The sequence below is a fragment of the Bacillus sp. LBG-1-113 genome (assembly GCF_020708615.1).
Lineage (GTDB): Bacteria > Bacillota > Bacilli > Bacillales > Bacillaceae > Bacillus > Bacillus mojavensis.
Genome location: NZ_JAJFDG010000001.1, coordinates 181,620 through 198,246, shown reverse-complemented (window position 1 = coordinate 198,246; position 16,627 = coordinate 181,620). Strand labels below are relative to the sequence as shown.

Below are 16,627 nucleotides of genomic sequence, written 5' to 3'. Positions count from 1 at the left end.
CCTCTTTCTCTTTTGTACCCTCATTATAAATAAGAATTTCTATCTATTAAGCGCTTACATGATAACTTGCCGAATATTTAAGGTGAGTTGCAGCATAAAAAGGATGAAATACAAAAAGCCGCCCCGTCAAATATGGAGCAGCTTTTTTAATTCCTTGGCATATGTCCGGCTGACCGGTATTTTCGATCCGTCTTTCATGATCAGGTTATAGGTGGAATTAAACCAAGGCTGTATCTCTTTGATGTACTCAGTATTAACGACAAAGCTTCGATGGACGCGGAGAAAATCAGGTTCCGGAAGCTTTTTTTCAATGACAACGAGCGTATCATTGACTGAATAAGAAGCATCAAAGGTTTTTACATTGACATGGCCATCTTCGGTTCCCGCAAAGATTATATCCTTCGTATCCACAATCACAATCGATTCACCGACAGATAAGGCTAATTTATGCTGGCTGGCATGGCCGGTCTGTTCTGGTTCAGCAATCTCCCGCTTTACCTTTTTATACTTTTTCATTGTTTGCCGAACCCTTTCTTCATCGAAAGGTTTGGTTAAGTAATCGAGAGCGTCCACTTCAAAAGCTTTAAGTGCATACTGGTCATAGGCCGTCGCGAACACAACCGCCGGAGGATGCTTCATATTCTTCAATCGTTTTGCGATATCAAAGCCATTCTCACCGGATAAATCAACGTCTAAAAACAGCAAATCAGGCTTTTGATCCATCATTTGGTCAAACGCTGATTCAATATTTTCTGCTTCATTGATTTCTAATTCCTCATTTGTCCTTTTGAGTAAATAGGCCAGTTCATCTCTTGCCAGAATCTCATCATCAACTATTAACACCCTGAGCATGTTCTTCTCCCTCTTTCATTTGTTGCATAGGCACTTGAAAGGAAACCTCTGTCCCTTTATGTACCTCACTCTTGATATGTAATGCAGCCTGCTGGCCGAATAAACCAATCAGCCGCTGATTCAGATTATAAAGCGCAGTCCCTGTTCCTTCCTTAGAAGGCAGCGGTTTATTCCCCAGTTCCGGCAAGACGTCCGGCGGAATTCCACGACCATTATCCGTGACCTTCATATAGACGGATGACTCATCAGATAAGACACAAACCGTTACCTTGCACATGTCTTGTTTTTTGGGAAATGCATGCCGCAATGCGTTTTCAACAAGCACCTGTAAGACAAACGGAGGAATCTCAATTGGCTCCAGTCTGCTGTCAATATCAAGCTCAATCTCATATTTCCCGGGAAAACGCGCCTGTTCTAATGACAGATAGGCTTGAAGATGATTCAGCTCCTTTGAAAGCGGGATCAGCAGCTGTCTTGCTCCTTGGAGATTAGAACGAAAGTACACACTAAGCTGCAGCAAAAGCTTACGGGTTTTTTCAACATCTGTCCGGCATAAAGCAGAAATCGTATTGATGGCATTAAATAAAAAATGCGGGTTAACCTGTGCTTGAAGCGCTTTGATTTCCGCATCCTTCAGAAGCTTGCTTTGCAGCTCAGCCTCACCGAGCTCAAGCTGTGTCGAAAACAGCATGGCAAGCCCCTCGGCAAGCTCCTCCTCTACCTGACTGAGACCGGCCGGGCTTTTAAAATACATTTTTAACGTTCCGATTGTGTTCCCGTTTGATGTCAAAGGCAGTACAATCGCCGCGTGCAAAGGGCATTCCGGATGGGTGCATTCAATCTCTTCCTGTGAAGTAGCCTTCATGATGCGCCCTGTTTTAATTACCTTTTTAGACAGACCTGTGATCAAGCTTTTAGATGGGATATGATGGTCCATTCCCGCTCCGACATGCGCAAGTATTTTCTCATTATCCGTCAGAGATACCGCATCCGTTCCGGTCATCTTATGGATGATGGACGCTACACTTTTACAAGAGCTTTCATTTAACCCTTGACGGAAAAAAGGAAGCGTCTGATCGGCAATGGTCAGCACCCTGTGCGTTTCAAGCGCTCTTGCCTGTTCTTCCTTGCGAATAATGGCTTGAATAATCGACAGGAAAATAAAGCTGCCTGTTCCGTTAATGAGGATCATCGGAATCCCGATCATGCTGACAAGCTCCCAAGCGTCATTGAACGGCTTTGCCATCAGCAAAATAATGACCATTTGCAAGGACTCCATACCGATTCCGACGAGAGCTGCGATACGCGGTGTCGGCATTCGATAACGCTTCGTAAAATACCGGCCGATCCATCCCGCTAGAATTCCGGCTAAAACAGATGAGACCGCACAGCTTAAAGCCGTGCTGCCGCCGAGCGAAAACCGATGAAGGCCTGCTAATAAACCGATTCCCGCTCCAACAAACGGCCCGCCCAAAAGCCCTCCTATTTCAACGCCTAAAATACGGGTATTCGCAATAGAGCCAGACGGATCTATTGTAAACACCCAATCATTGTTCACAATCATATGCTTTTGAATTTCGATGCCGGTGTAATTGCTGATGATGCTGAAAAGAGAAAAAATAGAAATCAGTGCAGCCTTTCCTTTGTAGCCCTCCGGATTTTGAAGAGCCTGTCTGAAAAGTTTAGTGTGAGCCAGAATAAATCCCAATATAACAATAATTCCTACCCTTTCCAGCATCATAATCATTAATTGAATCATTTATGTCACCTGTTCTTTCCCATTTCATTTTATCATTTTTCGGCAAATCGTTTCATGGCTGACTGTTTTTTTAAAATCGTCTGAAAACATATTTCACAAGGCTTTTATCTATTGTAGAATAAACATGAGCATTTTGGCAGAAAGAATTGAATCTGAAGCAGAGGAGAAGATCATGAAAGCCGTATTTTTTGATTTAGATGATACACTACTTTGGGATGAGAAAAGCGTCAGAACAACATTTGCAGAAACATGTTTACAGGCCGAGAAAAAATATGGTCTTGACCCGCAGGAATTTGAAGAAGCTGTTCGGGAAGCGGCGAGAGAATTGTACATGTCTTACAAGACATATCCTTATACGGTGATGATCGGCATTAACCCATTTGAAGGGCTCTGGTCGAATTTCTCTGAGCCAATCAGTGAAGGGTTTCAGAAGCTGAATAAGATTGTGCCGGAGTACAGACGAAACGCATGGACAAACGGCCTGAAAGCGCTGGGTGTCGACGATCCGGCATATGGTGAATATTTGGGAGAGTTTTTTGCAGCGGAGCGCCGAAAACGCCCGTTTGTATACGATGAAACTTTCGATGTGCTTGATCAATTAAAAGGAAAATATGAGTTGCTGCTTTTGACTAACGGCGATCCGAGTCTGCAAAAGGAGAAGCTCGCCGGCGTGCCTGAGCTCGCCCCTTATTTCAATGAAATTGTCATCTCAGGCGCCTTTGGCAAAGGGAAACCCGACGCTTCTATTTTCGAGCATTGCCTTCAGCTGATGAATATCCAAAAGGAGGATGCCGTCATGGTCGGCGATAACCTGAATACAGACATTTTAGGCGCTTCCAGAGCCGGTATCAAAACCGTATGGATCAATCGGACGGATAAGAAAAATGAAACAGAAGTGACGCCTGATTACATCATCAGGAGCCTTCATGATTTGTTTCCTATTTTAGAACATAAATAAAAAAGCATGATCTCTTTCATGAGATCATGCTTTTTTTATTATTTCTTCGCTTCAGCTACAGCCTTTTTCACAAAATCATCAAGTGAAATGGTTTCAGACTTCTGCTCTCCGTATTTACGGACGTTTACCGCTCCGTTTTCTGCTTCTTGGTCACCGACCACCAGCATGTACGGTATTTTTTGCATTTGCGCTTCGCGGATTTTGTAGCCGATTTTTTCATCACGGCTGTCGACTTCTACACGCAGGCCTTCACGCTGCAGGCGCTCTTGTACTTGCTTCGCATAATCCAAATGCACAGCCGGAGAAACCGGGATGACCTGGAACTGAACCGGTGCAAGCCATGTTGGAAGTGCGCCTTTATGCTCTTCGATAAGGAATGCAACAAAGCGTTCCATTGTTGATACTACACCTCTGTGAATAACAACCGGTCGATGCTGCTTGCCGTCTTCTCCGATATATGTCAGATCGAAGCGTTCAGGCAGCAAGAAGTCCAACTGAACAGTAGACAATGTTTCTTCCTTGCCGATCGCTGTTTTCACCTGAACATCAAGTTTAGGGCCGTAGAATGCAGCTTCGCCTTCTGCTTCGTAATAGTCATGGCCAATTTCGTCCATTGCCGCTTTCAGCATAGATTGCGCTTTGTTCCACATTTCATCGTCATCAAAATATTTTTCTGTGTCTTCCGGGTCACGATAAGACAGACGGAAAGTGTAATCGTGCAAGCCGAAATCTTCATATACGTCCTGAATCAAACGAACAGTTCGGATAAACTCATCCTTAATCTGATCCGGACGGACAAAGATGTGAGCATCATTCAGTGTCATGCCGCGCACCCGCTGAAGACCTGACAGCGCACCTGACATTTCGTAGCGGTGCATTGTGCCAAGTTCAGCGATACGAATCGGAAGCTCACGGTAGCTGTGAATATCGTTTTTATAAATCATCATATGGTGCGGGCAGTTCATCGGACGGAGCACAAGTGTTTCATTGTCCATTTCCATCGGAGGGAACATGCCTTCTTGATAATGATCCCAGTGTCCTGATGTTTCATACAGCTCTTTGCTTCCAAGCACTGGGGTATAAACGTGTTCATAGCCGAGGCTGATTTCTTTATCGACAATATAGCGCTCGATCGTGCGGCGGATTGTCGCGCCTTTTGGCAGCCAAAGCGGCAGGCCTTGTCCGACTTTTTGAGAATTCGCAAACAGCTTTAATTCTTTGCCAAGCTTTCTGTGGTCTCGCTCTTTTGCTTCTTCAAGCATGCGAAGATGCTCGTCAAGATCAGCTTTTTTGAAGAAAGCTGTTCCGTATACACGCTGAAGCATTTGATTATTGCTGTCACCGCGCCAATATGCACCTGCAAGGCTTAACAGCTTAAATTCTTTGATTTTTCCTGTTGACGGAACGTGTACGCCGCGGCACAGGTCAAAGAATTCGCCCTGCTCATAAATCGATACGGTTTCTCCCTCAGGAATCGCATCCAGCAGTTCAAGCTTCAGATCATCGCCGATTTCCGCAAAGCGGGCTTTCGCTTCTTCACGGCTGACTTCTTTTCGAACGATCGGAAGGTTCGCATTGACGATTTTTTTCATTTCTTTCTCGATTTTCGGCAGATCCTCCGGTGTAATCGCTTCTTCCATTTCTACATCATAGTAAAAACCGTTTTCGATAACAGGACCGACACCGAATTTCACATCTTTGTAAATGCGTTTAATCGCTTGCGCCAGTAAGTGAGCCGTACTGTGGCGCATAATCTCAAGACCCTCTTCTGATCCTTCAGTAATGATTTCCACAGTGCCGTCTTCGTTGATCGGCGTTTTCAAATCGATTTCTTTTCCGTTCAGTTTTCCGGCTAATGATTTCTTTTTTAATCCCGGACTGATGGATGCCGCGATATCTTCTGTTGTTGTTCCTTTCGCAAACTCCTTGACTGCTCCATCAGGAAATGTGATTTTTACCATATCTGACATCTTTGTCACTCCTTTTTTTGCATATAAAAACCCCGCCCCCTATGAAAGGGACGAGGTTGAATAAACGGAATCGTGGTTCCACCCTTTTTTCCGCACCCCATACATCGGCACCTGCGGCTCTAAACTCTGTAACGGGAGTTCCCGTCAGCCATTACTGTTCCTGCTAAAGGTGTTCACAGCTGAGGTTCAAAGGCGGTAAAGCGAATGGTCCTTAGCTGGGAAGCTTGCAGCCGTGACTTCCCTCTCTTCAAGCCGGTATCATTCCTTCATGTCCTTATCAGTACGTGTGTCAATCTTAATCTCCTATGTATTATAAATTGTTCGTTCTAAAAAATCAACACGATTGTATTTCCTTTTGTATTTCCTTTTTTTAAGCGGCAGCCTTATGATTACAGGCTGCCGGCACTTATCCCTCCGAGTGCTTGACCGGTGTTTCAGCGTTTGAAAACGCCTGAAGCGGAAGCATTTGCACACGCTCTTGAAATACGTTTTGAATCGTCCTTACCATCATATGCTCCGGCTGGTCTGTATAGAGAACCACCTCATCAGGTGCGATGGAGATCAGCGGCGCAAGCAAATGGGAGTCAATGTACATGGGGTGATCCCGGACAAATCGCCTGTCTATGTATTTCATTTTTTCCCGTTCCGGCACATAGCGCATCTCCCACAGTGTAAACGAACCGTCATGGACAATGTGCACCTTTTTGATTCGCGGAGGCTTAGCCATTACGTAGTCTCTGAGTGTCTGAATAAAGTTTTGGTACTCCTGCTCCATCTTATATTCGTCTATTGCCGCTTCCACAGTTTCTCTAAGCTGTTCGTAGTACTTTCCGAGGCGAAAGATTTGAAAGGAACGAATTGAAAATACTTCGTCCTCTAAACAAATCGTTCGGAGCTCATCTAAAATATACTGCTTGCGCGGCGGCTTCATCGGTTCAAACGGAAGAACATCAGCTTCCCCCTCTATAATACTGTGTGCGAGCTGAAGGATTTGCTGCTGCTCATCCTGGTCCGTGAAACAATACGTCTCTTCAATTAACGACAGCATATGCTCGTCTTCTTTGCATTCTAAAAAAAACTTGACCAGAATCGGCTCCATAAAACGCTGAATAGAGAAAGCCGGCTCAGCTTTTTCAATCTCGATTTTTCGTATACTTTCACGGACAATGATGTTTTCCCGATCGTCCGAATGCTGAATGAGATGTAAAAAAGCGGCTGTATCATGGTCATCTTCAAAGATTATTTCAAGCATGTTTGTCCCCCCTTACGGCATCTGTTACAAGTATATGGGGGATGTTTTTAAAATAGACGTAAAGGTCACAGGCAAATCTTAATTTGATTCTTGAAACAAGTTTTGCATTTTCTTTCTGAAGATAAGTGGCAGCGCCATAAAAATGATATAAAATCCGAGGACGAGAAAGAAGGCGGGCAAATTGCCCGTGAAAAAGCTTGCTCCCAGCACGTTCAGCGCAACGGTCCCAGGGATGATTCCCGCAGCGGTCGCCGCAAAATAGGGCAGCGCCTTGACATTAGAAAGCCCTGCCGCATAGCTGACGAAGTCAAAATTAATCGGAAGGATCCGCAGAAGAAAGATATAGAAAAAACCGTTTTCCTCCATCTGTTTCTGGATATTTTCCAGCCTTTCATGATGGCTGTTAGTTTTTGCAGCAAACAGGCCCGCTGCAAAAAATGAGACAGCCGAAGCGCACATCGACCCGAATAGTGTGTAAAGCGTGCCGAGAATCGGGCCAAAGGCGAGACCGCCCGCAATAGAAATAACTGATACCGGAAATAATACAAGCGGCCTGACGATCGATATCCCGATAAAGATAAGCGGCGCAAAGATGCCAAACGATAAAACCCATATTCGGATTTCCTTCGGAGATAGATTTAAATACCTTTTATTGGCCCAAAAAATCAAGCCTGCTCCCGCAAGCACTGCCAGCCATTTAACAGCCGTTTTACGTTTCATACCCTCTCAGTTCCTTCCCCTTTGAACCGCAGCGGTTATTAATGGCGGCGGTTTTCTCCGTCAAGACGGATCGGAGCAGCCAGATATAAAATCCGCTCCATTAATCTTGCAGCTTTCACTTCTTCTTTTTCTCCCCTTTGCGAATACGTAAAATGATGTTTCAGCTCATCAGGCGAGAAATTAGAAGAGAAGAAAGTCGGCAGCTGCTGAGACATTCTGTGCTGAAGCACTGTCCCGATGACTTCATCCCTGACCCAGCTCGTCATCGATTCCGCTCCGATGTCGTCGAGCATCAGTACAGGCGTTGTTTTTACCATGTTCAGCTTTTCTTCCAATGAATGATCTTGAAGCGAGTTTTTCAGCTCTCTGACAAATTCGGGCACATAGACGATCATGGAGGAATACTCTTTTTCCGCCAGCTCATTGGCAATAGCGGCGAGCATAAAGGTTTTTCCTACGCCAAACTTGCCGTACAAATACAATCCTTTCCCTTTTCCCGTCTCATTATAGCTTTTCAGAAAATCCGTGACATGCTGGAACATTGCAAGCCTGCTCGGGTCATTAATATCGACCTGCTGGAACGTCGCTCCGAGAAGATCCTGCTGAATATACATGCTTTTCATGAGAGACTTCTGTTTTTTCTGCTGATCGAGCTTTCGTTTGACTGGACATTCGTAATACTCGATATCAATAGAGCGGCCGGTCATCACAAGCTTCGGATGGTAGCCCTCCAACAGATTATTGCTGTTTTCGTCTTCTGAACAGTAAGAGCAGTGCTTGCTCTGTCCAATATATTCATAAAGCTTATTTAAGCTTCTTTCAATCATTTTTTGATCGATGACGTCTTCATTTTCCTTCAAAAATGCCTGAACATCTTGATCCTTCATCACTTTTTCCTTCATTTGTTCAAGACGCTTTTGGAAATCCGGTCTGCCGGTTACGCCCTGCAGGGAACGGCTGATTGGTTCCATATATTACTTCACCCCGCATCTCTGCTCTTAATAGGCAGAGTATTTTTTCAGTTTTTTCATTTCTTCCATCATCTTTTTCTTCTGTTCTTCCAAGTCCTGTTCATGTAGCATCTGCTGTCCGGTTTCAGAATCGGACGCCGATTTCTTTTCTTTCATCCAGTCAGGAAGTTTTTCTTCGCGAATCACTTTTTGATTTCGTTTAGAAGCTTGGCTCGTTTTACCTTCAGCCCATTCAAGATACTGGCGGTTTTCTTCTATGGCAAGCTTCATCGCTTCTCTGACCGTTTTGACTTTTTTGCGCGCCCAATGGGAGGCAATTTTTTGTATATAGTTTTTCGACAGCTTCATGTCGGTTTTCAGCATGACATAATAAATTAACACATTTGTGACGCCTGGCTCCAGCTTCTGTTCAAACATAATCTCTTCTATAATTTTCAAATCTGCTTTTGACGGTTCGGTTCCGTCCGCGATATCCTGAAGAAGCTTTTTCGGTGAGATGACCTCGAGCAATGCGATCAGCTCACTATCCAGCGAATCCTCTTCTGCCGGTTTTGCGCCTTCACGCAGATGTACCGGCTGTGTTTTCTCCACTAAATCCGGCAGCTGTCCGTTCCTCTCGATTTGGTACCAGTCGCTTGCCGCTTTTCTTAAAGCTTCGGTGGTAATCACTTCATGCTCATCGATCGCGCTCATGACGACGTTTTGCATCTGCAAAGGATCAATGCCGTACAAATAAGAAAGCTTTTTAATCGTTTCCCGCACCTGCTGTGTCATTGCTTTTCTCGGAATCATCGTCTCCGAAAGCCCCGCTAAAAACAAATCAAAATCGAACACATCCTCTGTAACGGTATAGGACGGAGCCTGTCCGACAGTTGTATACTCTCTTCCCGTCGCCAGTCTCACCGTTTCCTCCATGTCGGATGTAAGCTTCCATTCACTCGGCTGCAGCGATTCAAACGCATGGTTAAACGGCCTTGTAATTTCTTTGGCGTCTTCTGAAATCGCCGGATGCGTAAAAAATTGTTTTAACTGCTGATATTTTGTTTTTCCGACTCTGTTATATAAAAAAACGTTCAGCATGCCGTCTTCGAAAAATTCATTCGGCCGCAGCGGCGGCAGCAGTTCATATATAAAGAGGCGCTCCTGCCGCTCGGATTCTTTCATATATACTTTCAGCAATCCGATGCCCTCGAGCTTTCCCTGTTCCTGATGGATCGTTTTCAAATTGGACTGAGTCATTCCCATCAGCTGTCTATGTGTGGATTCTCCGCCCCACAGTCGGTTTTGTTCAAGTTCTCCCCACAATGTCATATAAAGAGAGAATGCAACAGGGCCGATTAAGGGCTGGTACAGTTGTGTAATAATTTGTCTGTCAATATCCTGCAGCATTGATTTGCTTTTCACCACATAAGGGTCTACAGGCAGTACATCTTTCCAATAGTCAGCCATACATTCTCAAACCTTCCGCTTATGTTTCTACCCTCATTTTACACCGTTTCGAATATCTATCAAATGCCAATTTTGCACATGAGAAAAGAGCTAGAAGAATCCTTTTAGCTCTTTAACGCTCTTTCTTTATTAAATCTTTTAATTCATCGATAAAGACATTAATATCTTTAAACTGCCGATAGACGGACGCGAACCGCACGTATGCGACTTCATCAACCTTAGCCAGGCGGTCCATGACCATCTCTCCGACGAACTCGCTTTTCACTTCGGAACAGCCTTGATTGCGCAGTTCTTTTTCAATGTCAAAACACATATCTTCCAGCGTCTTGAGTGAAACAGGCCTTTTTTCACATGCTTTAATAAGGCCGCGCAGCATTTTTTCCCTGCTGAATTCCTCTCGCACGCCTTCTTTTTTTACAACGATGAGCGGGGTTTCCTCCACTTTCTCAAAGGTAGTAAAGCGGTAATGGCAGGCTTCGCATTCACGTCTTCTGCGAATGGATTTTCCGTCATCCACAGGCCGTGAATCGAGGACTCGTGTTCCGTTATGCTGGCATGAAGGACATTTCAATAAAATCAGCTCCCAACTATTTCGTTCCCTGCAATGTATATTCGGCAGCCTCCGGCTATAAAAAGTGATGTGACAGGCATCTGTCGGGAGAGCCGTTGTTTAGGCTGTATCTAACAGCATCAGGCGGTTTATGACATATCTCTTTCTTATTTTACAAAAAAAACGGAAAAAGAAAAAGCTGGCCGCCCCTGTTTGTTCATAAAAATAAAAGGAGCATAAGCTAAAAAGCGCGTAACGGCTTTCTAGCTCCAGCTCCCTTTGTGTTCGTGTTTACTTTATAGTACTTTCGCTTGCGCCTGTTTAATCTGCACAGGCCCCATTCCTCTTGGTATTTCAATGTTTTCTCTTGTATCAGCATGTAATGCCTCTGCAATGTAGTCAGCAGCGACATTAGGATCTAAGTCTCCACAAGTATAAACATCAATGCTTGCATATCCGTGCTCAGGAAAACTGTGAATCGTTAAATGTGATTCAGAAATGATAACGACTCCGCTTACGCCTTGCGGTGCAAATTTGTGAAATGCAACCTCGCGCACCTCAGCTCCTGATTTTAAAGCAGCATTTACAAACGTTTTTTCAATAAAATCCATGTCATTCAGCTTATCAAAATCGCATCCCCATAGCTCGGAGATAACGTGACGCCCCATTGTTTCCATAGTCATGGACCCCCCTTAACAAGAATTAAAAAGTGAAGTTCCAACAACTGGGTCGGCTATTTACCACGGGGGAAAGTTAGTCCGGAGAGGTCCTAACCCTTTAAGTAATCCCGAAACAGTCTCAAGCAAGAAGTTCACGAAAAATAGTATACTGTGTTTAAGTCTAATTTGCAAGAAGCGTTTTTTCAGAAATTTGCTGTTAAGGGTTTTTTCTTAAATTGTGTCCATGACCTTATTCTATACAACAGATGGATGTTTCATTCGTGCCGCCACATGGCGGATGAGATCAACTACTCTGCATGAGTAGCCCCATTCATTGTCATACCATGCGAGAACCTTTACTTTCCTGTCTTCCATCACCATTGTCGTAAGCCCGTCAATAACCGCCGAATGCGGATTCGTATTATAATCTGTCGACACGAGCGGTTCATCCGAATAATCAAGCACTCCGTACATTGACGTTTTGGCAGCCTTCCTGAATGCTTCGTTTACCTTTTCTGCCGTTACATCCGTTTTCAAGTCGACAACAAGATCAACTAATGAAACGTTCGGAACAGGCACACGCAAAGCGAGACCGTGAAGCTTTCCTTTCAGATGAGGCAGCACAAGCGAAAGCGCCTTTGCCGCGCCTGTTGTCGTCGGGATGATGGATTCACCGCATGCCCGGGCGCGGCGCAAATCTTTGTGCGGATTATCAATATTTTTTTGATCGTTCGTATAAGCGTGTACTGTCGTCATTAGACCGCTCTCAATGCCAAATTCATCATCAAGCACTTTCACAACCGGTGCAAGGCAATTTGTCGTGCATGACGCGTTTGAAATAATCACGTGGCGTTCAGCATCGAATTGGTCTTCATTAACACCCATCACAATGGTAACGTCTTCATTTTTCCCCGGAGCGGTCAGAATGACTTTTTTCGCGCCTGCGTCAATATGTCCCATCGCTTTTTCTTTTGAATTAAACTTCCCTGTTGCTTCAACGACAATGTCAATATCATATTCCCGCCAAGGCAGCTGTTTAGGATCACGGCTGTTTAACAAGAGTACTTTTTTTCCATTCACAATCAGACTGTCTTCTCCAGCCTCAACTTCTTTTTCGTACCGTCCGTGATTTGTGTCATACTTTATTAAATGAGCCAGCGTTTCAGCTGAATAGCTGGCGTTAATAGCCACTACTTGAATTTGATCGTCTAACATTGCTTTTCTAAAGACCATTCTTCCGATTCTTCCAAACCCGTTTATCGCTACTTTTACCTTCATGTTGGTCACCCCTCATCAATTATGCCACTCTAATTTGTTGTCATCTAAAATTAGTATAACACATTAAAAAGAATTCGCCAGTACATATTGATAAAAATCAACGATTATAACGCTAATTTATGATGTATCGTACGTTTTCTTGCACAAAATATGAGGATGAAGAATAAAAAAAGCAGCCAGCGCTGCGCACTGCCTGCTTTATTTTCTTATGATTCCTGTTTCAATTTATCATTGAGCACACTTTCTTCTAATACCGAGAAAGTATCGCCGTATACCTTGTTTATATGATTCGCTCCCCAAGCACAGAGCATATCTAATATGCCTTCTAAGCTGCGGCCGTATTCGCTAAGTTCGTATTCCACCTTAGGAGGAACCTGATTGTACACGATCCGGTTAATGACACCGTCCGCTTCCAGCTCACGCAGCTGCTGGGTCAGCATTTTTTGAGTAATATTCGGCATTAACCGTTTTAACTCACTTGTTCGTTTTTTTCCGTGCGTCAGGTGGCATAAAATCACGCATTTCCATTTCCCGCCGATTACTTCAAGAGTCGCTTCAACTGAAATGTTATATTTTTTCCTCTCCATGCGGTTCACTCTCCTTACAGGCACCAAAAAGTGACTATAGCACTTAAAAGTACGTACTTTTCTTTTTTGATGATATCTTTCATACTCACATTTGCCGGCTGATTTGAATCTGCTCTTTATATTTATATAGCTTGCTCGGCAGAATTTCAATCATACAACACATAACAGCAAAGGAGGAACATGAATGACTTCAGCCAATAAAAGCAGCATTCCTGCACTTCTGGCTCTCGCCATTAGTGCATTCGCGATAGGGACAACCGAATTTATCAGCGTCGGCCTTTTGCCGTTAATTTCTGATGATTTACACATTCCTGTAACAACAGCAGGATTGACCGTCTCCCTATACGCACTTGGCGTTACGTTCGGCGCGCCTATTTTAACTTCATTGACCTCAAGCATGTCACGAAAGACGCTATTGCTTTGGATCATGATCATATTTATCGCCGGAAATACGATGGCCGCGTCAGCCTCCAGCATCGGGGTTCTATTAGCAGCACGTGTAATATCCGCTTTTTCACACGGTGTGTTTATGTCGATCGGCTCGACAATCGCAGCCGATCTTGTCCCTGAAAATAAAAGGGCGAGTGCGATCTCCATTATGTTTACGGGACTTACCGTCGCAACCGTAACCGGCGTTCCTTTCGGCACGTTTATCGGCCAGCAGCTCGGCTGGCGGTTTGCCTTTATGGTTATTATTGCCGTCGGCATTATCGCTGTCATTGCAAATGGCATTCTTGTCCCTTCCAATTTACGAAAAGGGACGAAAACAACGATGCGGGATCAATTCAAGCTTGTGACAAATGGCCGTTTACTGCTTTTATTTGTCATAACAGCATTAGGATACGGAGGGACATTTGTTGTGTTCACTTATCTGTCTCCCCTGCTTCAGGAAGTGACAGGCTTTAAGGCCGGCACTGTAGCCATTATCCTGCTCGTATACGGAATTGCCATTGCCATCGGCAATATGATTGGCGGAAAGCTGTCCAATCGAAATCCGATCGGCGCGCTGTTTTATATGTTTATCATTCAGGCGCTCGTCCTGTTTACGTTAACATTTACGGCTCCTTATAAAATCGCTGGCCTCATTACGATTCTCTTTATGGGCTTATTGGCCTTTATGAATGTGCCCGGCCTTCAAGTATATGTCGTCATGCTGGCTGAACGTTTTGTACCGAGCGCAGTAGAAGTGGCATCCGCGATTAATATTGCAGCATTTAACGCAGGAATTGCCCTAGGATCATTTTTGGGAGGCTTGATTACTGATTCCATCGGACTGATTCATACCGCATGGATTGGAGCTTTAATGGTAGCAGGAGCCGTTATCTTAACAGGCTGGAGCCGCCTTCTGGAAAAACAGGATCGGCAGGCAGCCTAACATTTCAATAAGGAGGAAACAAACATGACAACACATTTACAAGCAACAGCAACACTTCATAACGGGGTGAAAATGCCGTGGTTCGGCCTCGGTGTATTCCAAGTGGAAGAAGGGTCAGAACTCGTCAATGCCGTGAAAACCGCCGTTGTTCACGGTTACCGCAGTATTGATACTGCCGCTATCTATGGAAATGAAGCGGGAGTCGGGGAAGGTCTCCGTCAAGGAATTGAAGCAGCCGGCATCACCAGAGAGGATTTATTTGTCACATCAAAAGTGTGGAATGCAGATTTAGGGTATGAGGAAACATTGGCTGCATTTGAAACAAGCCTGTCCAAACTCGGTTTGGACTATTTAGATCTATACCTCATTCACTGGCCTGTGGAAGGCAAATACAAAGAAGCTTGGAGAGCGCTTGAAACCTTGTATAAAGAAGGCCGTGTCAAAGCGATCGGTGTGAGCAATTTCCAAATCCATCACCTGGAGGATCTGCTGAAGGATGCTGAAATGAAGCCTATGATCAACCAAGTGGAATTCCACCCGCGTCTCACGCAAAAAGAGCTGATGGCTTATTGCAAAAAGCAAGGCATACAAATGGAAGCATGGTCACCTTTAATGCAGGGGCAATTGCTTGATCATCCCGAACTGACAGACATCGCGCAAGCTTATAACAAATCCGTCGCGCAAATCATTTTACGCTGGGATTTACAGCACGGCGTCATCACCATTCCTAAATCAACAAAGGAACATCGAATTAAAGCGAACGCGAACATATTTGATTTTGAATTATCACAGGAAGACATGAACCGAATTGATGCGTTGAATGAAAATCTGCGCGTCGGTCCTGATCCGGACAATTTCGATTTTTAATCACAAAAACACCGTTCATCAATGAACGGTGTTTTGTTATGCCCAGCAGCTGAGAATTTCCTCAAGTTGCTGTTTTGTCTCTTCGAGTGTGCCGCTGTTGTCTATTACGTTATCCGCTCTTGACACTTTTTCCTCTAATGGCATTTGGGAGCGGATCCGGCTAAGCGCTTCTTCTTCCGTCAATTGGTTGCGCTTGATCAGACGCTCAAGCTGAAGCTCTTTTGTCACACTGACCACAATAATTTTATCAACTAAAGACTCCAATTTGCTTTCGAACAATAGCGGGATATCTAATACCACAAATGTCTCCTGATTTGCGATGGACTCATCACGCCGCTTGAGCATTTCCTCTCTGACCGCAGGATGAACAATTGAATTCAAAGCAAGACGCTTCTGTTCATTTGTAAAGACCAGCGCTCCAAGCTTTCTTCTGTCTATATCACCATTTTCGAGCAGAATGTCTTCACCAAATTCGTCAATGATCTGCAGGTAGGCCGGCATCCCTTTTTCTACCGCTTGTTTTGCAATAATATCCGCATCTATGACAGTGATTCCTTTATCTATCAGCATATTGGCAACCGTACTTTTGCCGCTTGCTATTCCTCCCGTTAAACCAATGACTAAGGTCAAGAGATCCACTCCTTTTTACAATTTCCAGAGCCCGATCGTGATCAGCAAAAGGCCCGGCAAAAATGCCATTTTATCAATCCATCTCCATTTAGACAGAATATGTCCGGCATTAATGCCGACTGTCACAAACAGCGAACTCATAATCGCGACGGTTATGCTCATCGCAATGGGAGAAAAACCGAGAATGGCCGCTCCCATTCCTGCTCCGAAGGCATCAATCGACAGGGCGAATCCCAATAACACCGCTTCAATTCCGGTAATCACACCAGATTTGTCGATATCCGCACTCATCGGTTTTCTCAAAATATGGATCACAATGCCCAATGACCGAACCTCTAAATTAAGCAGTGTTTTTTCATGCAATAGGTAGTCTTTGTCTTTTGCCGGCCTGAAAAATTGGTATAAAACCCATACGCCGATTCCAACCAATATTAACCCGCCAAGCTTCTCAGTCACATATACGGGAAAAAACTTGGTGAGAAAGCTTCCGATCAGCATGGAAATAAACATAACAGTGCCGGAACAGAAGGCAATGACGATAATGGCCTTTAGCGGTATCTTCATTTTTCGCAATCCATACGTAAATCCGACTGAAAAACTGTCCAAGCTGACAGCTAACGCCAGCAGCAGTATAGAAACCATTTGCATATTCGTTTCTTCCTTTCTGTTGGTGCTCTTGTATCAGATGTTAAATGCCCGGAGATTCATCACAATCATGTATATGGAAAAGTGATAAATCCGTGTTTCCGA

Annotated in this window: 15 protein-coding genes and 1 pseudogene; 3 read left to right on the top strand and 13 right to left on the bottom strand. The window is 44.4% G+C overall.

The features are described from left to right. Positions 1 to 126: 126 nt before the first annotated feature. Together LJF29_RS01010 and lytS are read right to left on the bottom strand one after the other, a co-directional pair. Entirely contained in the window at positions 127 to 852 is a 726-nt protein-coding gene (locus LJF29_RS01010; protein WP_229146524.1) for a LytR/AlgR family response regulator transcription factor, read from the bottom strand. Continuing rightward, the gene (gene lytS, locus LJF29_RS01005; protein WP_010335255.1) at positions 830 to 2,611 is read right to left on the bottom strand and encodes a two-component system sensor histidine kinase LytS; all 1,782 of its coding nucleotides are present in this window, start codon (positions 2,609 to 2,611) and stop codon (positions 830 to 832) included. The genes LJF29_RS01010 and lytS overlap by 23 nt, the downstream gene beginning before the upstream one ends. A 172-nt stretch (positions 2,612 to 2,783) precedes the next feature. Between lytS and LJF29_RS01000 the strand changes: the two genes are divergently transcribed. Continuing rightward, positions 2,784 to 3,569, top strand: a complete 786-nt coding sequence (locus tag LJF29_RS01000; protein WP_229146522.1) for an HAD family hydrolase — start codon at positions 2,784 to 2,786, stop codon at positions 3,567 to 3,569. Positions 3,570 to 3,607: 38 nt separating this feature from the next. On the opposite strand, the gene thrS is transcribed toward LJF29_RS01000, so the two are convergent. The 9 genes from thrS to LJF29_RS00955 all read right to left on the bottom strand — a co-directional run bounded on the left by thrS (position 3,608) and on the right by LJF29_RS00955 (position 13,005). After that, entirely contained in the window at positions 3,608 to 5,539 is a 1,932-nt protein-coding gene (thrS, locus tag LJF29_RS00995) for a threonine--tRNA ligase (RefSeq protein WP_010335257.1), read from the bottom strand. A 406-nt stretch (positions 5,540 to 5,945) separates the two neighbouring features. Continuing rightward, positions 5,946 to 6,791, bottom strand: a complete 846-nt coding sequence (gene ytxC / locus LJF29_RS00990) for a putative sporulation protein YtxC (RefSeq protein ID WP_010335258.1) — start codon at positions 6,789 to 6,791, stop codon at positions 5,946 to 5,948. Positions 6,792 to 6,869: 78 nt separating this feature from the next. After that, the gene (locus LJF29_RS00985) at positions 6,870 to 7,511 is read right to left on the bottom strand and encodes a TVP38/TMEM64 family protein (RefSeq protein ID WP_229146521.1); all 642 of its coding nucleotides are present in this window, start codon (positions 7,509 to 7,511) and stop codon (positions 6,870 to 6,872) included. Between the two features lie 38 nt (positions 7,512 to 7,549). Continuing rightward, positions 7,550 to 8,482 (bottom strand): primosomal protein DnaI, encoded by a 933-nt coding sequence (gene dnaI / locus LJF29_RS00980; RefSeq protein ID WP_024122442.1) that lies wholly within the window; start codon positions 8,480 to 8,482, stop codon positions 7,550 to 7,552. A gap of 27 nt (positions 8,483 to 8,509) precedes the next feature. Beyond that, positions 8,510 to 9,931, bottom strand: coding sequence for a replication initiation membrane attachment protein DnaB (dnaB, locus tag LJF29_RS00975; protein ID WP_029441385.1), 1,422 nt, complete (start codon positions 9,929 to 9,931; stop codon positions 8,510 to 8,512). 112 nt (positions 9,932 to 10,043) lie between these two features. Continuing rightward, entirely contained in the window at positions 10,044 to 10,502 is a 459-nt protein-coding gene (gene nrdR, locus LJF29_RS00970) for a transcriptional regulator NrdR (protein WP_010335260.1), read from the bottom strand. Positions 10,503 to 10,777: 275 nt separating this feature from the next. Next, a complete protein-coding gene (speD, locus tag LJF29_RS00965) occupies positions 10,778 to 11,158 on the bottom strand; it encodes an adenosylmethionine decarboxylase (protein ID WP_003223584.1) in 381 nt (126 codons plus the stop codon). Positions 11,159 to 11,395: 237 nt separating this feature from the next. Continuing rightward, on the bottom strand, positions 11,396 to 12,418 hold the full coding sequence (locus LJF29_RS00960) for a glyceraldehyde-3-phosphate dehydrogenase (RefSeq protein WP_229146518.1): 1,023 nt from the start codon (positions 12,416 to 12,418) through the stop codon (positions 11,396 to 11,398). Positions 12,419 to 12,624: 206 nt separating this feature from the next. Beyond that, positions 12,625 to 13,005 (bottom strand): winged helix-turn-helix transcriptional regulator, encoded by a 381-nt coding sequence (locus LJF29_RS00955; RefSeq protein WP_029441386.1) that lies wholly within the window; start codon positions 13,003 to 13,005, stop codon positions 12,625 to 12,627. A gap of 184 nt (positions 13,006 to 13,189) precedes the next feature. On the opposite strand from LJF29_RS00955, the gene LJF29_RS00950 reads away from it, so the two are divergent. Next, positions 13,190 to 14,380 carry an MFS transporter gene (locus LJF29_RS00950; protein WP_229146517.1) on the top strand — a complete coding sequence of 397 codons (1,191 nt, stop codon included), beginning with the start codon at positions 13,190 to 13,192 and terminating at the stop codon, positions 14,378 to 14,380. A gap of 24 nt (positions 14,381 to 14,404) precedes the next feature. Continuing rightward, a complete protein-coding gene (locus LJF29_RS00945; RefSeq protein WP_229146515.1) occupies positions 14,405 to 15,247 on the top strand; it encodes an aldo/keto reductase in 843 nt (280 codons plus the stop codon). Between the two features lie 36 nt (positions 15,248 to 15,283). Here LJF29_RS00945 and coaE read toward each other — a convergent pair whose 3' ends face one another. Beyond that, positions 15,284 to 15,877 carry a dephospho-CoA kinase gene (coaE, locus tag LJF29_RS00940; protein WP_229146514.1) on the bottom strand — a complete coding sequence of 198 codons (594 nt, stop codon included), beginning with the start codon at positions 15,875 to 15,877 and terminating at the stop codon, positions 15,284 to 15,286. 15 nt (positions 15,878 to 15,892) lie between these two features. Beyond that, positions 15,893 to 16,543, bottom strand: a pseudogene (ytaF, locus tag LJF29_RS00935) (sporulation membrane protein YtaF); the annotation flags it as partial. Between the last annotated feature and the right edge of the window lie 84 nt (positions 16,544 to 16,627).

Coding starts and splice junctions, on each gene's coding strand:
- LJF29_RS01010 (WP_229146524.1), bottom strand. CDS start 852: ATGCTCAGGGTGTTAATAGTTGATGATGAGATTCTGGCAAGAGATGAA.
- lytS (WP_010335255.1), bottom strand. CDS start 2,611: ATGATTCAATTAATGATTATGATGCTGGAAAGGGTAGGAATTATTGTT.
- LJF29_RS01000 (WP_229146522.1), top strand. CDS start 2,784: ATGAAAGCCGTATTTTTTGATTTAGATGATACACTACTTTGGGATGAG.
- thrS (WP_010335257.1), bottom strand. CDS start 5,539: ATGTCAGATATGGTAAAAATCACATTTCCTGATGGAGCAGTCAAGGAG.
- ytxC (WP_010335258.1), bottom strand. CDS start 6,791: ATGCTTGAAATAATCTTTGAAGATGACCATGATACAGCCGCTTTTTTA.
- LJF29_RS00985 (WP_229146521.1), bottom strand. CDS start 7,511: ATGAAACGTAAAACGGCTGTTAAATGGCTGGCAGTGCTTGCGGGAGCA.
- dnaI (WP_024122442.1), bottom strand. CDS start 8,482: ATGGAACCAATCAGCCGTTCCCTGCAGGGCGTAACCGGCAGACCGGAT.
- dnaB (WP_029441385.1), bottom strand. CDS start 9,931: ATGGCTGACTATTGGAAAGATGTACTGCCTGTAGACCCTTATGTGGTG.
- speD (WP_003223584.1), bottom strand. CDS start 11,158: ATGGAAACAATGGGGCGTCACGTTATCTCCGAGCTATGGGGATGCGAT.
- LJF29_RS00960 (WP_229146518.1), bottom strand. CDS start 12,418: ATGAAGGTAAAAGTAGCGATAAACGGGTTTGGAAGAATCGGAAGAATG.
- LJF29_RS00955 (WP_029441386.1), bottom strand. CDS start 13,005: ATGGAGAGGAAAAAATATAACATTTCAGTTGAAGCGACTCTTGAAGTA.
- LJF29_RS00950 (WP_229146517.1), top strand. CDS start 13,190: ATGACTTCAGCCAATAAAAGCAGCATTCCTGCACTTCTGGCTCTCGCC.
- LJF29_RS00945 (WP_229146515.1), top strand. CDS start 14,405: ATGACAACACATTTACAAGCAACAGCAACACTTCATAACGGGGTGAAA.